Annotated in this window: 24 protein-coding genes; 7 read left to right on the top strand and 17 right to left on the bottom strand. The window is 40.6% G+C overall.

Annotation, left to right across the window (positions count from 1 at the left end; genetic code table 11):
- Positions 1-31: 31 nt before the first annotated feature.
- From parC to MHB79_RS08910, 3 genes are all read right to left on the bottom strand, one after another.
- Positions 32-2,470, bottom strand: coding sequence for a DNA topoisomerase IV subunit A (parC, locus tag MHB79_RS08920; RefSeq protein ID WP_251190484.1), 2,439 nt, complete (start codon positions 2,468-2,470; stop codon positions 32-34).
- Positions 2,471-2,472: 2 nt separating this feature from the next.
- Positions 2,473-4,440, bottom strand: coding sequence for a DNA topoisomerase IV subunit B (gene parE, locus MHB79_RS08915; RefSeq protein WP_095117801.1), 1,968 nt, complete (start codon positions 4,438-4,440; stop codon positions 2,473-2,475).
- 413 nt (positions 4,441-4,853) lie between these two features.
- On the bottom strand, positions 4,854-5,267 hold the full coding sequence (locus tag MHB79_RS08910; RefSeq protein ID WP_050944892.1) for a CoA-binding protein: 414 nt from the start codon (positions 5,265-5,267) through the stop codon (positions 4,854-4,856).
- 153 nt (positions 5,268-5,420) lie between these two features.
- On the opposite strand from MHB79_RS08910, the gene plsY reads away from it, so the two are divergent.
- Both plsY and MHB79_RS08900 read left to right on the top strand, forming a co-directional pair.
- Positions 5,421-6,002 carry a glycerol-3-phosphate 1-O-acyltransferase PlsY gene (plsY, locus tag MHB79_RS08905; RefSeq protein ID WP_003212462.1) on the top strand — a complete coding sequence of 194 codons (582 nt, stop codon included), beginning with the start codon at positions 5,421-5,423 and terminating at the stop codon, positions 6,000-6,002.
- Positions 6,003-6,101: 99 nt separating this feature from the next.
- Entirely contained in the window at positions 6,102-6,389 is a 288-nt protein-coding gene (locus MHB79_RS08900) for a HesB/YadR/YfhF family protein (protein ID WP_003210876.1), read from the top strand.
- A 39-nt stretch (positions 6,390-6,428) separates the two neighbouring features.
- Here MHB79_RS08900 and MHB79_RS08895 read toward each other — a convergent pair whose 3' ends face one another.
- From MHB79_RS08895 to acnA, 7 genes are all read right to left on the bottom strand, one after another.
- Positions 6,429-6,740: a hypothetical protein gene (locus tag MHB79_RS08895; RefSeq protein ID WP_050944893.1), complete on the bottom strand. Its 312-nt coding sequence runs from the start codon at positions 6,738-6,740 to the stop codon at positions 6,429-6,431.
- Positions 6,741-6,743: 3 nt separating this feature from the next.
- Positions 6,744-7,166, bottom strand: coding sequence for an acyl-CoA thioesterase (locus MHB79_RS08890; RefSeq protein WP_003211985.1), 423 nt, complete (start codon positions 7,164-7,166; stop codon positions 6,744-6,746).
- 103 nt (positions 7,167-7,269) lie between these two features.
- Positions 7,270-7,512 carry a small acid-soluble spore protein Tlp gene (gene tlp / locus MHB79_RS08885; protein ID WP_003211760.1) on the bottom strand — a complete coding sequence of 81 codons (243 nt, stop codon included), beginning with the start codon at positions 7,510-7,512 and terminating at the stop codon, positions 7,270-7,272.
- 13 nt (positions 7,513-7,525) lie between these two features.
- Positions 7,526-7,669 (bottom strand): acid-soluble spore protein N, encoded by a 144-nt coding sequence (locus MHB79_RS08880; protein WP_008357830.1) that lies wholly within the window; start codon positions 7,667-7,669, stop codon positions 7,526-7,528.
- Between the two features lie 51 nt (positions 7,670-7,720).
- A complete protein-coding gene (locus tag MHB79_RS08875) occupies positions 7,721-7,846 on the bottom strand; it encodes an FbpB family small basic protein (RefSeq protein ID WP_003211002.1) in 126 nt (41 codons plus the stop codon).
- 71 nt (positions 7,847-7,917) lie between these two features.
- Complete coding sequence (locus tag MHB79_RS08870) at positions 7,918-8,421, bottom strand: TlpA family protein disulfide reductase (RefSeq protein ID WP_050944895.1); 504 nt, start codon at positions 8,419-8,421, stop codon at positions 7,918-7,920.
- Positions 8,422-8,493: 72 nt separating this feature from the next.
- Positions 8,494-11,223 carry an aconitate hydratase AcnA gene (gene acnA / locus MHB79_RS08865; RefSeq protein WP_050944896.1) on the bottom strand — a complete coding sequence of 910 codons (2,730 nt, stop codon included), beginning with the start codon at positions 11,221-11,223 and terminating at the stop codon, positions 8,494-8,496.
- A 220-nt stretch (positions 11,224-11,443) separates the two neighbouring features.
- Between acnA and sspO the strand changes: the two genes are divergently transcribed.
- The 4 genes from sspO to MHB79_RS08845 all read left to right on the top strand — a co-directional run bounded on the left by sspO (position 11,444) and on the right by MHB79_RS08845 (position 12,946).
- On the top strand, positions 11,444-11,590 hold the full coding sequence (gene sspO, locus MHB79_RS08860; RefSeq protein ID WP_003210995.1) for a small acid-soluble spore protein O: 147 nt from the start codon (positions 11,444-11,446) through the stop codon (positions 11,588-11,590).
- Between the two features lie 16 nt (positions 11,591-11,606).
- A complete protein-coding gene (locus MHB79_RS08855) occupies positions 11,607-11,753 on the top strand; it encodes a small acid-soluble spore protein P (protein WP_003211331.1) in 147 nt (48 codons plus the stop codon).
- A gap of 102 nt (positions 11,754-11,855) precedes the next feature.
- On the top strand, positions 11,856-12,257 hold the full coding sequence (locus MHB79_RS08850) for an Hsp20/alpha crystallin family protein (protein WP_050944897.1): 402 nt from the start codon (positions 11,856-11,858) through the stop codon (positions 12,255-12,257).
- A 260-nt stretch (positions 12,258-12,517) separates the two neighbouring features.
- Positions 12,518-12,946: a DUF2621 domain-containing protein gene (locus MHB79_RS08845; protein ID WP_044141405.1), complete on the top strand. Its 429-nt coding sequence runs from the start codon at positions 12,518-12,520 to the stop codon at positions 12,944-12,946.
- Positions 12,947-13,117: 171 nt separating this feature from the next.
- Here the strand turns inward: MHB79_RS08845 and MHB79_RS08840 are convergent, their stop codons facing one another.
- Both MHB79_RS08840 and MHB79_RS08835 read right to left on the bottom strand, forming a co-directional pair.
- A complete protein-coding gene (locus MHB79_RS08840; protein ID WP_050944898.1) occupies positions 13,118-13,600 on the bottom strand; it encodes a CcdC family protein in 483 nt (160 codons plus the stop codon).
- 94 nt (positions 13,601-13,694) lie between these two features.
- Complete coding sequence (locus MHB79_RS08835) at positions 13,695-14,402, bottom strand: cytochrome c biogenesis CcdA family protein (RefSeq protein WP_113387035.1); 708 nt, start codon at positions 14,400-14,402, stop codon at positions 13,695-13,697.
- 208 nt (positions 14,403-14,610) lie between these two features.
- On the opposite strand from MHB79_RS08835, the gene MHB79_RS08830 reads away from it, so the two are divergent.
- Positions 14,611-14,784: an aspartyl-phosphate phosphatase Spo0E family protein gene (locus MHB79_RS08830; protein ID WP_371475009.1), complete on the top strand. Its 174-nt coding sequence runs from the start codon at positions 14,611-14,613 to the stop codon at positions 14,782-14,784.
- A gap of 263 nt (positions 14,785-15,047) precedes the next feature.
- On the opposite strand, the gene MHB79_RS08825 is transcribed toward MHB79_RS08830, so the two are convergent.
- The 5 genes from MHB79_RS08825 to MHB79_RS08805 all read right to left on the bottom strand — a co-directional run bounded on the left by MHB79_RS08825 (position 15,048) and on the right by MHB79_RS08805 (position 19,134).
- Complete coding sequence (locus MHB79_RS08825) at positions 15,048-15,266, bottom strand: YneF family protein (RefSeq protein WP_003212379.1); 219 nt, start codon at positions 15,264-15,266, stop codon at positions 15,048-15,050.
- Between the two features lie 84 nt (positions 15,267-15,350).
- Positions 15,351-15,797, bottom strand: a complete 447-nt coding sequence (sirA, locus tag MHB79_RS08820; RefSeq protein WP_050944900.1) for a sporulation inhibitor of replication protein SirA — start codon at positions 15,795-15,797, stop codon at positions 15,351-15,353.
- 198 nt (positions 15,798-15,995) lie between these two features.
- On the bottom strand, positions 15,996-17,999 hold the full coding sequence (gene tkt, locus MHB79_RS08815; protein WP_137054580.1) for a transketolase: 2,004 nt from the start codon (positions 17,997-17,999) through the stop codon (positions 15,996-15,998).
- Between the two features lie 187 nt (positions 18,000-18,186).
- On the bottom strand, positions 18,187-18,417 hold the full coding sequence (locus MHB79_RS08810) for a DUF896 domain-containing protein (protein ID WP_003211509.1): 231 nt from the start codon (positions 18,415-18,417) through the stop codon (positions 18,187-18,189).
- 69 nt (positions 18,418-18,486) lie between these two features.
- On the bottom strand, positions 18,487-19,134 hold the full coding sequence (locus MHB79_RS08805) for a YneB family resolvase-like protein (RefSeq protein WP_003211322.1): 648 nt from the start codon (positions 19,132-19,134) through the stop codon (positions 18,487-18,489).
- Positions 19,135-19,149 lie beyond the last annotated feature (15 nt).

The following is a 19,149-nucleotide window of genomic DNA, read 5'->3' as shown; positions in this document are numbered from 1 at the left end:
CCCCTGTTTATCGCAGGGGGTTTTCGTTTGCTTATTTATTGTCATCTGGTGCAGGTTGAGGTGTGACAAGGACATGCGTTACTTCTCCCTGCTCTTCCTCATCTACAATAAATGATCCATTGCTATAACGGTCATTCGCTCTGAGAGTAGAGATATCAAGCGGAATCGTTGCACCCTTCTCTGTATCCATTTCAAGTGTGTCGTGCAGTGATGCAGCAATGACAGCCACAATACGATGCGGGTTTTTCTTTAATTCTCTTAGCATCAGAACTCCGCGTTTGGCTCTAGATGTTTTATCAAATTCAGAGAGGTTCATTCGCTTCACAGCCCCTCTTTGTGTCGTCAGCACAAGGACATCGTTTTTCGGATCAATGATCTGGCCAGAGACTACTTCGTCCCCGTCCTTCAAGTTGATGCCTTTGACACCAGCCGCTCTCGGACCAACAACACTTACTTCTTCTTCATCAAACCACAATCCGTAGCCATTTTTCGTCGCAATAAACAATTCCTGCTGTCCTGTTGTCACATGGACATCCACGAGTTCATCGTCCCCTTTTAGGTTCAAGGCGACAAGCGGTTTCGAATAGCGCTGCGCTTTATATTGAAGAAGCTCTGTTTTTTTCACCATTCCGCCTTTTGTAAAAAACAGCAGATACGATGTTTCATCAAATTCTTTAATTGGAATGGCTTTTTGGATGGATTCATCACGATCAATTGAAATGATATTCGTAATATGCTGCCCCATGTCTTTCCATCGTATGTCTGGCAGCTGATGCACAGGACAATAAATGTAGCTCCCTTTATTCGTGAACAATAGGAGGACATCCGTTGTATTCATTTCAAACTGATGAATCAGGCGGTCTGTATCCTTCATGCCAAAGTCCTTACCGTTAGATGCAGCATAGGAGCGCTGGCTTGTCCGTTTGATGTACCCATCCTTCGTCACCGTGACGTAAACATCCTCTGAGGCAATCATCACTTCTAGGTTAATCTTAATTTCTTCGATTTTTTCCTCAATGACAGATCGTCTCTCATCAGCATATGTCTTTTTGAGCTTTTTCAAACTATTTGTAATGACCTTTAGCAGCTTTTTCTCGTTACCTAAAATGTCTTCAAGTTCTGCTATACGCACATCAAGCTCACTTGCTTCGTCTCTTAATTGCGTAATATCCGTATTCGTTAAACGATATAACTGGAGGGAAACAATCGCTTCTGATTGTGCTTCTGTAAAGTCATATTTATCCATCAAGTTGTTTTTCGCATCTCGCTTATCATTAGAAGACCGGATTGTGGCAATGACTTCATCTAAGATGGATAGCGCCTTAATTAATCCGTCTACAATATGGTGGCGTTCCTTCGCTTTTCGAAGCTCATATGCTGAGCGATTCGTCACCACTTCTTTTTGATGAGCAATATATGCATCAAGTATAGTTGTGAGCGTCATTAAGGTTGGTCTACGATTATGTATCGCCACCATATTAAAGTTATACGGGATTTGCAGATCTGAGTTTTTATATAAGAAATTCAAAACACCATTTGCATCTGCTTCTTTTTTCAGCTCTACTACGATTCGAAGCCCAGTCCGGTCAGTCTCGTCTCGAACCTCTGAAATTCCTTCCACTTTTCTTTCAATTCGGAACTCGTCCATCTTTTTGACAAGGTTGGCTTTATTCACTTCATAAGGAATCTCTGTGATCACAATTTGCTGGCGCCCGCCGCGGATAGTTTCAATCTCCGCTTTTCCGCGAATCATGATCTTTCCTTTGCCTGTTTCATAGGCCTTCTTAATGCCGTCTACCCCTTGAATGATACCGCCTGTTGGGAAATCTGGACCTTTGATGACCGTCATTAAGTCCTCAACCGTACAATGCGGCTGTTCGATTCGTTTAATGACACCATCAATCACTTCTCCTAGATGATGCGGGGGGATATCAGTGGCATAACCAGCAGAAATCCCTGTTGATCCATTCACGAGAAGGTTTGGAAACATTGCTGGTAAAACAACTGGCTCCTTGCTTGTATCATCAAAGTTTGCGACAAACTCGACCGTTTCCTTGTCTAAGTCCTTTAATAGCTCTGAAGCAATCGCAGATAGCCTTGCTTCCGTATAACGCATGGCAGCAGGCGGATCACCATCGATACTCCCGTTATTTCCATGCATCTCAATGAGCACATTCCGTACTTTCCAATCCTGACTCATTCTCACCATCGCTTCATAAACAGATGAGTCACCGTGCGGATGATAGTTACCAATCACGTTACCGACTGTTTTCGCGGCTTTACGGAAGTTTTTATCTTGCGTGTTTCCTTCTGCGTACATCGCATATAAAATTCTTCGTTGTACAGGCTTTAGTCCATCTCGCGCATCTGGAAGCGCGCGGTCTTGGATAATATATTTACTATAGCGACCAAACCGGTCTCCGATTACTTCTTCTAATGGTAAATCATGAAATCGTTCTTGTTGTGCCATGTTTAAACCTCCTCAGCTAGCGACAAGTTTTCATTTTCAAGAATGTTGCTTTCCTCATCAAGTCCAAAGGCGACATTCTTTTCAATCCATTTACGACGTGGTTCTACTTTGTCACCCATCAATGTCGTGACGCGGCGTTCCACACGTGCAGCATCGTCGATTTTAACCCTGACAAGTGTTCTCGATTCTGGATTCATTGTCGTTTCCCATAGCTGGTCGGCGTTCATTTCACCTAAACCTTTATAGCGCTGAATCGTGTACCCTTTTCCAACTTTCTTCAGTACGTCGTCCATTTCTTCATCAGACCATGCGTACTCAATAACTTCTTTTTTACCTGAGCCTTTGCTGACTTTATATAAAGGCGGTAGTGCAATAAACACTTTGCCATGCTCAATCAGCGGCTTCATATAGCGGTAGAAGAACGTGAGCAGAAGCACTTGAATATGCGCTCCATCCGTATCAGCATCTGTCATGATCACGATTTTGTCATAATTGATGTCTTCTACATTAAAATCGACACCGACGCCTCCACCGATCGCATGAATAATGGTGTTGATTTCTTCATTTTTGAAAATATCAGCAAGTTTCGCTTTTTCTGTGTTAATGACCTTTCCACGAAGCGGCAGCACCGCTTGGAATTTACGGTCACGTCCTTGTTTTGCTGACCCGCCCGCTGAGTCGCCCTCTACAAGGTACAATTCGTTTCTTGCTGGGTTTCTAGATTGAGCAGGTGTTAATTTACCGCTCAGTGTTGCTTCGGACTTTTTCCGTTTCTTGCCGCTCCTTGCTTCTTCACGTGCTCTTCTAGCAGCTTCTCTTGCCTGCTGCGCTTTAATCGCTTTTCTCACAAGAAGAGTCGCTGTTTCACGGTTTTCTTCAAGGAAATAAGCCAGCTTTTCAGAAATAACAGCATCAACAGCTGAGCGAGCCTCACTTGTTCCAAGCTTTCCTTTTGTCTGGCCTTCAAATTGAAGCAGTTCTTCAGGAATTCTGACAGAAATAATAGCTGACAGCCCTTCGCGAATATCAGTGCCCTCTAAATTTTTGTCTTTTTCTTTTAAAAGGGCTACTTTGCGCGCATATTCATTAAAGGCTCTTGTCATCGCCGTTTTGGCACCAGACTCATGCGTACCGCCATCTTTTGTTCTCACGTTATTGACGAAAGAAAGAATATTTTCCGAGTAGCCGTCATTGAATTGAAATGCAAAGTCTACTTCGATGGATTGATGCTCTCCTTCAAATGAGACCACTTCACTCAGAACATCTTTTTCTTCATTTAAATAAGCAACGAAGGCTTCAATGCCCGTCTCATAATAAAAGGTTTCTTGTACATCATGTCGTTCATCAATCAGCTCTATTTTTAATCCTTTTAATAAAAAGGCAGATTCTCTTAAACGTTCTGATAATGTATCGAAATTATAGGTTGTAACGCTGAACATAGATCGATCTGGTTTAAAATGAATCAGTGTTCCGGTTTTTTTCGTTTTTCCGACTTTTTCAAGTGATGTGGCAGGCTTTCCGCCGTTTTCAAAGCGCTGATGATAAATAAAGCCATCACGTTCAATTGTGACAGTAAGCCACTCTGACAGCGCGTTTACAACAGATGCCCCAACTCCGTGAAGCCCACCACTTGTTTTATATCCGCCTTGACCAAATTTTCCGCCTGCGTGAAGGACCGTTAAAATGATCTCAGGTGTCGGTTTTCCAAGCTTATGCATACCAGTAGGCATCCCGCGTCCTTTATCCTGAACGGAAATGCTGTTATCTTTATGTATTTTGACAACGATATGATCTCCATGGCCAGCGAGTACTTCATCGACAGAGTTGTCTACAATCTCATAGACAAGGTGATGAAGACCGCGTGAATCCGTTGACCCAATATACATCCCTGGACGTTTACGGACCGCTTCAAGCCCCTCTAGCACCTGAATAGAATCATCGTTATAATCTACTTGCTGCTTTTTAACCAAATGCTTAATCCCCTTTCACTAACAAACATAACCGGCAAACCATCAAATGATCTCTCTAGATTTTAATGATGATCATGCTGCTCATTACTGTCCACTTTAATAAGCTGCATCATCACCATGCATGTGTGATTCAACAACACATGCTCCTTTACGGCTATGAGAATGTTCTACATTCTGCAATGAGAACTAGAAGTCCATTATAAACAAGACTGTTTGATAAGCCAAATGCAATCATATGATGATTTTTACAAAACGGAACAAATGTTCTGTTTTTATCTTATCGCTCTTTTTCTTGTTATGCAAGATCACCGATATGTCCCTGTCGCCTTATTTTATCGCTTTCTTCTAGAATCGCAAATATATTTCTGTAACAAAAAAGCAAAAATCCTTGAAAACCAAGGATTTTTGACGATTTAATGAGTTTTTGTCATTGCATGAGCCACCTTGATACATACATCCATGATGGCGACCTTGCCATTTTCCTCAATCAGCCTTTTCGCTTCTTCGTGATAAATGCCTTGCTGCGCCCAAAAAACAGGTGCGTCTATTTCAAGAAATTCTTCTGCTACCTCGGGCAAAAACTCTGAACGTCTAAAAACATTCACGATATCAACAGGCTCTTTGATATCTTTTAGTGAAGCGACTGCTTTCACACCAAGTGCTTCATCGATCGTTGGATTCACCGGAATGATCTCATAACCGGCATCCTGCATCGCTTTAGACACCATATATGACGTTCGGTGCGGTTGATCTGATAAACCAACAACAGCAATTCGTTTACTGCTTTTTAATATGCGGCCAATTTCTTGTTTCGAAGGATGATTCATCCAAACACCCCTTTTCCTCTATTTTAGCGAACTTCTGCTTAAAAACAAAGCTGAATCCATCTGCTTTTGATTTTTTCAAAAAAGATCCCCATGTTTTTCATAAGATCATGTTAAAATGTAAGACAAGAGGGAGAATATAAAGGAGTTATGCAGATGTTAATTGCTTTGATGTTTATTTTGGCTTATCTTCTCGGCAGTATTCCATCCGGTCTCATTGTCGGGAAAGCTGCAAAGGGTATTGATATCCGTGAACATGGCAGCGGCAACCTAGGTGCGACGAATGCATTTCGTACGCTTGGCGTAAAAGCAGGGTCTATCGTTATTTCTGCTGATATTTTAAAGGGGACTCTCGCTTCTGCTTTACCGTTTTTCATGCAACTGGACATTCATCCCTTATTAGTAGGGGTTGCTGCTGTTATCGGTCACAGCTTTCCTATCTTTGCAAAATTTAAAGGGGGAAAAGCAGTCGCTACATCTGGCGGCGTGTTATTATTTTATGCCCCATTCTTATTTATCACGATGATCGCTGCTTTTTTCTTATTTTTATACATTAGTAAATATGTTTCATTATCATCTATGCTGACCGGCATCTATACATTCATTTACAGCATATTCACCAAAGACGTATTCTTAATCATTGTTGTTGCCGTTCTTGCTGGTTTTGTGATCTACAGACACATCGCCAACCTCAAACGAATCCTCAACAAAACTGAACCGAAAATCAAATGGCTCTAGCCGTTTCATAAGTTTCATTCTGTGGTAAAAGTAAAGAAAAGCTGTTTTTTGCATCCTGCATTTTAAAAAACAGCATGACTTCAAAAAGGGGCGATCACATTGAAATTAACGATAAAAGAAGATGCACTTAATTGGTACAAGGATGAATTAGATTTAGAAAAAGGTGATCAAGTTCGCTTTTTTGTGAGATATGGCGGGTGCAGTAATGTACAAAAAGGCTTTTCTCTCGGCGTCGCAAAAGATGAACCTCAAAATGCCGGCGCAACCGCTGAAATAGAAGGTATTACTTTCTTTGTAGAAGAAAGTGATATTTGGTATTTTGACAACCATGATCTGCATATTGATTATAACGAGTCTGTAAAAGAACCAGAATTTCATTATGAATAAACAAAAAAGATACCTCATCCCTCGGGTATCTTTTTTGTTTTATCCTTCAATATATAGCCCATACTCCTGAATGTTTCCTAAAGACCGCTCCTTTTGCAGGATTCTTTTTTGTGGTTCACCGATCAAGTCAAAGTGAGGAAACCCTGCGCGGTCATGAATCCATTCTTTTTTAAGTCCATGCTTTTCTCCCCATTCAATTAACTGCTTCATATCCTGACAGGCTGCTTTAGTGACGGTATTAGCATGCGGGAAACGGTCATCAAGCCAATAATGAGTTAAAAAGGCCATTTTTCCCTGCTGAACAGCTGATTTCCACGCATTTAGATCGCTTCTTTTAAGACCAAACGCCATAAGTTAAACCTGCTTCTTCGACTGTTCATATACTTTGTGCCAGGCAGGAAATGCTTTTCTAAATTGAATAGGTCTAAAGGTGTCTTTGTCTACACAAATATGCGAGGTTGTCCCTGTAATCGCTGTTTGTCCATCAGGCTTTTGAATTTCGTAGCCATACACCGTTTTGAGTCCATTGTATTCTTCAATCCAAGTATGAACGGTCGCTGTTTCACCGTACAGGAGTGGTTTTTTATATTTCACCTGCAAATCTATAACGGGTGCAAGAGCGCCGTCTGCTTCTAGCTGCGCATAGGAAAATCCTAATTCTTTAATCAGTGCTGTTCTGCCGACTTCCATCCAGATTAAATAATTGGCATGATACACAATGCCCATTTGATCTGTTTCTGCATAACGGACTTCTATTTCTTTTTTAGATACATACACGTTTTCATCGCTCTCCTATCAAAACCTAAGATCTCTGCCATTTTACCACAATCGAAATGGTTCTTCTAAAAGGAGGCAATAAAATAAACCAGGGATCCCTGGTTTATTCAGTATAGCCATTTTTTCTTGCTGCTTCTTCGTCCTTGATTTCAGAACGCATCGCATCTATGCTCATTTTTCGATTTTCATTTTTTTGCTTAATCATCTGTTTTTCTTGATCTGTCGAAAGGGCCATCGCTGCTTCAGATTCATCGATATTGTCAAGGGTGTTTTCAATCATATCTTGCAGCTTTTCAACATTATCAGAACGATCATCTGGATTGGATTGATATGACTTTCCATTCATCTTGATTCCCTCCTTATTCGCCCTTCGTCTGGATCACATCAGGCTGTTCATTTGATTTATTATGCATCTTTTTACCTTTATTGCGTTTGTATGCTACAGGTTTTGTCCCTAAATGGTCTGGTGTAAACTGCGCTTGTTTATCATGCTCTCTACCCATCATTCATCCCTCCCTCTTCTTTAGGATGAACGAAAAAGGATAATTCATAACTTATTTCTGTCTAAATCGCTCTTCCAACTTTTCTTCAAGCTGGTTTAAAAATTCCTCATTGCTTAATAATTCTTTTTTATTTTCAAGTACAAGCTCTTCAAATGTACGTCGTTTTCTTCTTCTCATTGTACTCACCTCCAGTGTTTGTATTTCATTTTCGCCAAAACATTTAGAAAATAAGCAAAAAAGCTGAATCATTATAGATCCAGCTCTTGCTCAATTTCTTTTTTTGTCAGCATTTGATGCTTCACAGACATGATGCGTCCTTTTTCATCTAATATGTATGTCGTGGGGTATGAAAGCACCTGATATCGTGCTTGAATGCCTTTTTGATCCAATAAAATAGGAAAGCTCAGCTTTAATTCATCTGCAAATGCTGCAACATGATCTTCACTTTTTTCAGTGGTCGTTAAATTCACTGCAAGTACTTCGACCTGATCATATTCGCTTCTAATTGCGTCTAGATCCGGCATTTCTGTCCTGCATGGCTTACACCATGTCGCCCAAAAATTGACGAGCACCTTTTTCCCTTTGTAATCAGATAACGAGGCCGTTTGACCATCAAGGGTTTTAAGTTCAAAATCAGGGGCTTGATCCCCTTTTTCAAGACCGATTGCGGGCTCTTTTGGTTCAAGTAAATTCCACACAAGTAAACCAATCAATACAAGTAAAACAGCGCTTGCTATTCCTTTTTTCCACATGATTGATCCTCCACTATTTTAAAAAAGAAGAGAAAGCTATCTAGGCGCCTTCTCTTCTTTGCTGTATGAGTATTAGTTGCTTGCCAATTTTTCACGAAGTACCATTTGAAGGATACCACCATGACGATAGTAGTCAATTTCGACTTCACTGTCAAAGCGAACAACCACTTCAAATGTTTTCTCATTGCCATCTGTATCAATTGCTTTCACAGTGACAAGATCACGTGGACGAACTGTTTCATCAACTTCAACTTCAAATGTTTCTGTTCCTGTTAGTCCATAAGTTTCTGCACTTTCTCCGTCTTTAAACTGTAAAGGAAGTACACCCATGAAGACAAGGTTACTTCTGTGGATACGCTCAAAGCTTTCAGCTAGAACGAATTTAATTCCAAGAAGGTTTGTTCCTTTTGCAGCCCAGTCACGGGAAGAACCCATTCCGTAGTCTTTACCTGCTAAAATCGCAAGACCTGTGCCATCTTCTTTATAACGCATGCATGCATCATAGATGGATGTCACTTCACCAGTTGGCCAGTACGTTGTATATCCGCCTTCTGTTCCTGGTGCGATTTGGTTCTTAATACGGATGTTTGCAAAAGTACCTCTCATCATGACATGGTGGTTACCACGGCGAGATCCATATGAGTTAAAGTCTCTAGGAGATACGCCTCTTTCTTGCAAGTATTTACCCGCAGGTGTGTCTTTACCAATCGCTCCAGCAGGAGAAATATGGTCAGTTGTCACAGAGTCACCGAACTTCGCAACGACGCGCAAGCCTTTAAGCGGTTCAACTTTACCAGGTTCAACTGATAGGTTTTCAAAGAATGGCGGGTTGTCAATGTATGTGGAATTTTCATCCCATTTATACAAAGCATCATCTGTCGTTTTAATTTCATTCCAGCGGTCATTGCTGTCAAATACAGTTTCATACTCTGAACGGAAAAGTTCAGGTGTGACTGTGCTTTTCACGACACTGTTGATTTCGTCCATTGATGGCCAAATGTCATTGAAATAAACGTTCTCACCGTTTTTATCCACACCGATAGGGTCTTTTGTTAAATCAATATTCACCGTACCAGCAAGTGCATATGCCACAACTAATGGTGGAGATGCAAGGTAGTTTCCTTTTACAAGCGGATGGATACGTCCTTCAAAGTTACGGTTACCTGATAAAACAGATGTGATCAGCAGATCATTTTCAGAGACAGCATCCTCAATTTCTTGTGCAAGCGGTCCTGAGTTACCGATACATGTTGTACAGCCATACCCAACGATGTTAAATCCAAGGTCTCTTAAGTATGGAAGAAGTCCTGAGTTCACGAGGTATCCTGTCACAACCTTAGAACCTGGCGCTAGTGACGTTTTCACGTAGTTTGGCACCTTCATGCCAAGCTCACTTGCTTTCTTCGCAACAAGACCTGCTCCGATTAAGACGTAAGGGTTTGATGTATTCGTACAGCTCGTAATCGCTGCAATCGCAATCGCACCTGTCTTCATCACAGCTTTTTCACCATTTGCTAGATCAAATTCAATTTGTTTATCCAGCTCTGATTTTTCTAATCCAAACCCTTGGTTACCAGCTGGGCTTTCGATGTGCTGATGGAACGTCTCTTTCATTTCTGAAAGTGGAATCAAATCTTGTGGACGCTTTGGACCAGATAAGTTTGATTCAATTTGAGAAAGATCAATTTCCACAACATCCGTAAAAATTGGGTCCTCTACATCTGGCGTATAGAATAAGCCATTTGCGCGAGAATATTCTTCAACGATATTAATTTGCTCTTCATCACGTCCAGTAAGGCGAAGGTAAGCAAGAGCTTCCTCATCTACTGGGAAGAATCCGCAAGTAGCCCCGTATTCAGGCGCCATATTCGCAATCGTTGCACGATCTGCTAGCGGCAGCTGTGCAACACCTGGTCCGAAGAACTCAACGAACTTGTTGACTACGCCTTTTTCACGCAGAACTTGTGTCACTTTTAATGCAAGGTCAGTTGCAGTCGTTCCGTTTGGAAGCTCTCCAACTAATTTAGCACCAATGACTTCTGGTACTGGGAAGTATGAAGGCTGACCGAGCATACCAGCTTCCGCTTCAATACCGCCAACGCCCCATCCAAGTACGCCGATACCGTTGATCATGGTTGTATGAGAGTCAGTACCAACCAATGTATCTGGGTAAGTGATGATCTCGCCATCTTCTTCAATCGCATGAACAACACTTGCAAGGTACTCTAAGTTTACTTGGTGAACAATCCCTGTTGCAGGCGGAACAGCTTGATAGTTATTAAACGCTTTCTTTGCCCAACTAAGGAAGTTATAACGCTCTGCGTTACGTTCGAATTCTAAATCCATGTTAATGTTTAATGCATCTTCAGTTCCAGCTTTATCAACTTGTACTGAGTGGTCAATGACAAGGTCAACTGGAATTTCAGGGTTGATTTTATCCGGATCCCCGCCTACATCTGCCATTGCTTTTCTTAATGAAGCAAGGTCAACGACGGCTGGTACACCCGTGAAGTCTTGTAAAATAACACGAGAAGGTTTAAATGGAACATCAATTTCTTTGACCTCGGCAGTTCCCCATTTTGCCAAGTTTTCAACGTGTTCCTTTTTGATCACTCTACCGTCTACTTGGCGAAGCACTGATTCTAAAAGTACCTTAATGGAATAAGGCAGCTTAGAAACATTTCCGATTCCTTGTTTCTCTAGTGCTTCTAACGAATAATAGTGATACGTTTTCCCATTTGTCGAAAACGTTTTTCTAGATTGAAAAGCGTCTTGTTTAGCGACTTGCTGCTGTTTCGACATATCCAAAATCCCCCTTTTGATGATCAAGATCAATTTCAATTCTCAGAAAAATCGTCGTATTTCACCACAATTTTCTCACAATTTCATCTTAAAACAAATTCATACATAAGTAAATAACAATGCTTTTATTAAATTCAATAAGTTTAACTTATCATTAGGAAATGATTACTCTTCATAAACGAAGCGGGGCGGGCTCATACTACAAATGAGGTGATAGAACATGACAAAACGTAAAGCAAATCATGTGATTGACGGCATGAATGCAGCCAAAAGCCAAGGTAATGGTGCAGGCTATATTGAAAATGACCAACTCGTTTTAACAGAAGAACAAAGACAAAACAATAAAAAACGTAAAAAAAACCAATAGGAAAGGAGCAAGCATCATGACGAATAAAAACACAGGAAAAGACATCCGTCAAAACTCGCCTAAGGAGCATCAGGGCGGACAGCCTGAGCCATTATCAGGCAGTAAAAAAGTAAAAAACCGCAACCATACAAGACAAAAGCACAATTCTCATCACGATATGTAAACATTCTCCTCTCATCCCGTGGCAAAACGGGATGTTTTAGGTCTTTCACACATTTCAGTTCTCAACATATCATTTATTATGAGATGTGATGGAGGAGTGTCTATGGAGAATGAAAAGCAATCGAATTCCTCTGATTTTCTAGAAATAGATGATTGGCTCAATGTTTTAATGGATGATCCATTTGCCTGGTATGATGAACACCTCCCAATTGACCTTTATGAAACAAGCCGTGATTATATTATTGAGATTGATGTCTCCACCCTATCGATCACCGATGTAAAGCTGACCTTCGCTGGACATGAGCTGACTCTCTGTTGCACGGTACAAAAGCCAAATGTTGAAGGCGAACAGCCAATTGAAAAAAGTGTCATGCTCCCTTTTTATTTGAACGACAAAGAGATTGAAACAGAATACGAAAACCGAATCATTTCGATAAGAATTAAAAAAAGTTCCGACCATCCACGCGGGGCATTTTCCTTTCAAATCCCGCACTTCAAACATTAAGAGCCCACCTTCATTTGGTGGGCTCTCTTCCGTTCGTGTCAAGTCAATACCTTTTGCGAACCACCATGGCCAAATAGTAGAGTCGCTATATGATAAGGTATTCTTTTTCTACTAGATGGTTTGGGTCTTTCTAGTAAATGGGCAGTTATGAATGAAAAAAGGCGTTCATAGAGATGAGAGACATACATTTTTGTTATTTTCTTCTATCATCGCTTCATGTAAAATAAGATAGAGAGACGAGGGGTATAAGGAGTGAGAACATGTTAAGCGGCTGGTTTTTGTGGTTCATTTTATTTTGGGGTACGGTGATGATCGGATTACTCGCAATCGGTGGCTTTTTTATGTTTCGCAAATTTTTAAAACGATTGCCGAAGGAAGATGGGAAATCAGAGCTTGATTGGCAGGATGAATATATTCAAAAGAGCCTCCACCTATGGCGGGAAGAAGACAAACAGCTTTTAAATGAGCTTGTATTACCTGTTCCAGAGCTGTTTAGAGATGTCGCCAAAGAAAAAATTGCAGGAAAAATTGGCGAGCTGGCTTTAAAAGAACAAGCTGCGAGCATTAATTTAGACTTAATCATTCGCGGCTATATTATCGCTACACCAAAGCGTGATCATAAGTTTTTATTGAAGCGCCTTCAAGAAAAAAACATCGATCATACGCCATATGAAGCATTATTAAAATAACCTCCTTTATAAAAGGAGGTTCAGCGTGTAGACAAACCCTCGCATTCTTTGTCAGTCCTGTGCGCTGGTGCTCACCCTTCCTAGACTTCAAAGGTTTTCTATCACGCTGAAAAGAAAGAAGACAAAGGGCTAAAATAAAGATCATTTTAGCCCTTTGTCAACAATCTGGGTTTAATTCATTTGAACCTGCTGCGGATCTAATTGCTTAGACAGCTTTCTAAACGACAAATACATGGCAACGCGCCAAGGTACAATCATACCAAAGGCAAGTATCCAAAACATTCCGCTTAGAGAGCCATAATCAATAGAAGAACTCAGGATCGTCTTCATCCCGATACGAAGAACAAGAAGTCCAATGAGAATAAATACAAATGCTTTTGACCGCTTTAAGTAAATCTCGTTCCCTCTAATTTCAAACTTCGATGTTTTAATTAAAAAGATGGAGAAAAACATCCCCACTGTGATCGCTTCAAGAAATTCAGCTCCAGTTACTCGAAACATAGGAACAAAAAACATCAAAGCTCCAGTGCTCATGAAAATAGGAGGTAATATAATTTTTTTCGCGGTTGCCGGTTTTGCAGATGACTTAATGCGAATAAACATGACGGCTACCGCCATACATATTGCAATTATAGAAGAGATTAAGACCATCATATCAAATCATTCCTTTATTCTTTAAGGTCAGCCTATGTATAATATACTCCAATTGACGAAAAAAAACCATTCGCCGCGACTGTAGAAAACGATTTCAAAAGCCTGTAAATCCGCCAAACAAGGATGAGAACATGATGATAATCCATGTGAGGAGATCAAAGAACAGCAATATCCCTACCACAATCATAATGATCCCGCCAATTTTCATGATGAGCTGCTGACGCTTTCTGATCCACGCCATTTTCGTAATGAAAAAGGAGAGAACAAAAAATGGAACGCCAAATCCAAATACATACGCAATCATATAAGGCACAGCCGACTCAGGATTGTTACTCGCCAGTGCGATAACAGCAGATAAAATAGGTCCTGTACAAGGTGTCCAACCAGCGGCAAAGCCCATTCCAATGAGAATCGATCCAAAAAAACCAGCAGGTCGGTTTTTGAACTGCATTCTCTTTTCGCCCATGAGGAAAGAAGGCTGAAATACACCAAGCGTCATAAAACCAAAGAAAATAATGAGGATAGCTCCAACCTGGCGAATCGCTTGATGGTAATCATCAAAAAACTTCCCAACAAACGATGTCCCAAAGCCTATCGCAATAAAGATAATAGAGAAACCAATTAAAAAGAATAAGGTATGAAGCAGACTTCTTCTTCTCAGCATCACCTTCTCAGATTTCACTTCATCCATACTAACGCCCGTAATATAAGATAAAAACGCTGGATAAAGCGGCAGACAGCACGGTGAGATAAAAGAAAGGAATCCTGCTCCGAAAGCTAAAAAGTAATTCAAATCTGTCAAAAGAACACCCCCTTCTTACAATATACAATAAGAGATGACAAAATCATTTCATTTTTTTTACATCCTCTCAATAAAGATGGTCTATTCTCTTAAAACCTTATATAATTTAATTTGACATCGAGATAACGAATCCTTTAAATTTGAAAATAAACCTGAAAATGGATATAATAGAATCGATTCTTTTTATCAAGATTTGCATGAAAGGAACATGACTTTGGTAAAAACATCATTATTAACTCAAATCGAAGAAAAAAGAGAAGAGCTGATGAAAGTTGTGATGCACAATGGGATGACATCAACAGTGACCATCGAACATAGCCAGCAGCTAGATCATCTCCTCTTACAATATCAACGACACTTACACTCAAACTCAGCCAACTAATCATATCTCATGATATTTATCATGCTGCACGATTTTTAGAACAGTTGATATGTGTGACCATAAACGAAACAAAAACCTCTGATAACAGGGGTTTTTGTTTTTTTACAGGAAGCTGACGCCAAAATAAAAACCACCTTCCCTGCTTCATTTAGGCAAGTACAGTGGTTTTAAAGCGTCTGATGAAGGTGAATTCAATAAAGAAAGGACAACGCTTGTCCATTCTTTATAACCATGTTCCATCTATGATCATAATATCCTACGTATTATTTCGCTTGGTTGTTCATGGCTTTCATCATTTGATTGATTTTCTTCTGGGACGGTTTCATGCCCATTTGCATCATCATCATTCGAAGCATTTGTTCATTAATTGGTGGATTCTTTTTCAAGTAGCTCATCATATACTTACGAGCAATAAAGAATCCGAGTGCAACTCCTGCAAGCAGTGCAACAACGCCTACAAGGATGACAACCCATAAATCCATAATTCTTCCTCCTTCATGTTGTCTCGTATAAAGTGTACTAAACAAAAGGCTATTATACAACATTTCACGTTCAATTTTATTTTTTTAAACAAAATTCCTCACTTTTACCGGATTGAGCCACCCGTGCTTCTTTGAACCGAAGTCCATCGCAAGGAAGCAAGGACTAATTTTTCTCAGCACTTCAAAAAACACTGCTTCTGCTTCATAACTACCGGTGGCAGACATTTGGATATAACGATCTTTTATGATAAATGCAGCCGTTCCTTTTCCATTAGGTAAGGAAGCGCTGTATATCGAGCCAATTTGTGTATAGTGAACGTTCGTTAAGTTGTTCATTAATCGCTGATGCATATGAAAAGCAGGGATTCGTTTCGTCACGTAATCCACTTGTTTCACAAGCATCACCAATTCATCTTCCGTGCGGTTCGTCCAGTGTAACGACTCAAACAAATGAAACAAAATTGATTCTCTGCCAAAATAATGATGCGCAAATTCATCCTCAATCCAATAAATATAATAATGGCGTTCCATGTCTATCCCTTCCTTTCACATTTCGTCAATCTCGTATATTGCTTGTATTATACAAAAATGTGAAAGAAAGAATTGTCTATATATGAAGCAAGAAGAAACTAGTTTTGTCAAAAAAACAAGAAAAAAGAAAAAAGTTTGCAGAGCGGATGAAAATGCTCTGCAAACAGATGAAAAAAAGCATGATGCTTGGAGACTTCGTTATTTGTTCAGCTTCGCTTTCACACGGCTGACGACATTACTGACCGTAAAGCCGTATTTCTCAATAATGGTTTCACCAGGTGCAGAAGCGCCAAATTTATCAATGGCAATTACGTCACCATCAAGACCAGTGTAACGCTCCCAGCCAAGTGAAGCCCCCATTTCAATCGCAATACGAGCCCGCACTGCTGTAGGAAGGACTGATTCTTTGTATTCGTCTGACTGCTGATCGAAACGATCCCATGCAGGAAGACTGACAACAGACGCGCGGATTCCTTCTTTTTCAAGTGCTTTTTGCGCTTCAATCGCTAAACCGACTTCAGATCCAGATGCGAGTAGAAGTGCTTCTGGCTGCGCATCAGCAGCTTCAACGACGACGTATCCACCCTTTTCTACTCCCTCATACGCCTTCTCAGGTGCTTGGTCAATCGTTGGAAGGTTTTGACGAGTCAGAACTAGTGCTGTCGGTTTATCCGTTGAAGATACAGCAAGTTTCCACGCTGCAGCTGTTTCATTTCCATCCGCAGGGCGAATGACAGAAAGGTTCGGCATCGCACGTAATGAAGCAAGCTGTTCAACCGGCTCATGCGTCGGACCATCTTCACCAACAGCGATACTGTCATGAGTAAAGACATAAGTGACTGGAAGTCCCATTAAGGCAGCAAGACGAATCGCTGGTCTTAAGTAATCTGAGAAAACAAAGAACGTTCCGCCGAATACACGAAGGCCGCCGTGAAGCGCCATACCGTTTAACGCGGCACCCATTGCAAATTCTCTGACGCCGAACCAAATGTTCTTACCAGCATAATGATCTTTACCAAAATCGTCTGTGTTTTTAATCGTTGTTTTGTTTGAACCTGCAAGGTCAGCAGACCCGCCAATGAAGAAAGGTACTTGCTTCGCAATGCCATTTAATACTTCGCCTGAAGAAGCGCGGGAGGCAAGACTTGAACCTGCTTCATAAACAGGAACCTCTTGATCCCAATTCTCAGGAAGCTTTCCTTCAATCGCAAGCTGCAATTGAGCTGCAAGCTCAGGGTATTCTTTTTCATATTGCGCAAATAATTCATTCCAAGCTGCTTCTTTTTTCTGACCAGCGTCTTTTACAGCTTCTTTGAAATGATCGTACACTTCAGAAGGTACATGGAAATCTTCTTCAAACGTCCAAGAGTAAGCTTCCTTCGTCAGCTTGGCTTCGTCGCTGCCAAGTGGTGCACCATGCACACCAGAAGTTCCTGCACGGTTTGGCGATCCGAAACCGATTGTTGTTTTCACTTCAATCAGTGTAGGTCTGTCTGTGCTTTGTTTTGCCTTTTCGATAGCAGCCGTCACTTCTTCAATGTTGTTGCCGTCTTTCACATAAAGAACTTCCCAGTTCATCGCTTCAAAACGATTCTTCACATTTTCAGAGAATGAACGATCTAGGTCGCCATCTAAAGAAATATCATTTGAATCATAAAGGACAATTAAACGGCCTAAGCCTAAATGACCAGCAAGGGAAGCAGCTTCAGAGGAAATTCCCTCCATTAAGTCTCCATCTCCGCAAATGCTGTATGTATAGTGATCTACAACATTAAAGTTGTCTTTGTTATACGTTTCCGCAAGATGTCTTTCTGCAAGTGCCATACCAACTGCCATGGCAATCCCCTGTCCTAAAGGACCTGTTGTAGCATCGACGCCCTCTGTATGTCCAAATTCAGGATGTCCAGGTGTTTTGCTACCCCATTGGCGGAATTGTTTTAGATCATCGATGCTCAAGTTGTATCCGCTTAAATGAAGCATGCTATATAGAAGCATAGAACCATGTCCCGCAGATAATACAAAACGGTCTCTGTTAAACCAATTTGGGTTTTGCGGACTTACGTTTAAGTGATTCGTCCATAAAGCGTATGCCATTGGCGCAGCACCCATCGGCATTCCAGGGTGGCCGGAATTCGCTTTTTCAATTGCGTCTATGGAGAGAGTACGTATTGTTGCAATAGATTTCAATTCAATCGTTTCCATATAAATCCCCTTCCGTATCTTGTGTACACCATTATCATAAATCTACTGTCCTTTTTTCACAACTATTTCACGCTGAAAAAGAGTGATTTTGTCACATTTAGTTTATCGATCACCTAAAAAGTTATGCAAATATGAAAAAAGATGAGAATATTCTTCCCATCTTTTCAAAATTCAAGTAATTATAAGCTTAATGAAGGTTTTGATCTCTTTCTCTTTTTAATTTTTCTGGTGTGACATCGTTTCCTTCAGGGTCAACGATTTTCACGGTTTTAAGTGTATTTTTCATAGAAGAACGAAAAGCTTTTAAATACTCTTCTCTTAATTGCTTTTGTTCTGTTTTTTCAGCGTCTGACAAACCGGTCTCTTTTGACTTTTTTGAAAGCTCATTGATTCTTGCAAGCTGATTTTTAGAAATCATGACTAACTCCTTTAAAGCATTTTCTCTACATACTACTAAATATCAATCATTTTGACAACAAATCAAGCTTTAGGTGGTCAGACCTTTTTCATATTCTTGATACCTTCTATGGACCGTTGCTTTTGAAATGTCAAAACCTAGTGCCTGAAGAGTTGCTGCGATTTCTGCGAAGGTCATGTTATTTTTTCTTAATCGAACAATTTCTGAAATCGGCACTTCAATACGCTCACGGCCAGGCGCATGATCCTGCTGTTTTAAATTCAGTTCGGGCTGATACCCTCGTTCAACGGCTCTTCTCATTCCCCGCTTGATTTTCAGGTTATGAATTTTTCGTTGATACTCTTCAACGACTCCTACGATCTCAATCACCATTTCATCTGCTTCTGAAAGCTCAAGTTCGCCTCTATGAAACGTACTGTACACCTTCACATTCTCTTTAAAAAGACAATGAAGAAGCGCAATTTTTGCTTGTCCTCTTCCGAGACGTGTTTCATCCTGGATAAGAACAGCATCAATTGACTCTTCTTTTAGTGTAGCTAGCATATCAAACACACCATCGCGATCTAGATCATACCCGCTTGCTTTTTCTTTAATGACTTTAACCACATTCATCTTGTGCATAGCAGCTAAAGCTAGCAATTCTTCTTCTTGTCTCTTCAGTGAGGTTTCCTGCTCTTCTTTGACAGTGCTTACTCTCGCATAGATGATTGCATTCATGTCTTCAATCGACCT

The sequence above is a fragment of the Bacillus sp. FSL M7-0558 genome (assembly GCF_038003245.1).
Lineage (GTDB): Bacteria > Bacillota > Bacilli > Bacillales > Bacillaceae > Bacillus > Bacillus pumilus.
Note: the sequence above shows the minus strand (reverse complement) of the source record. Positions and strands in the feature narration are given on the sequence as shown.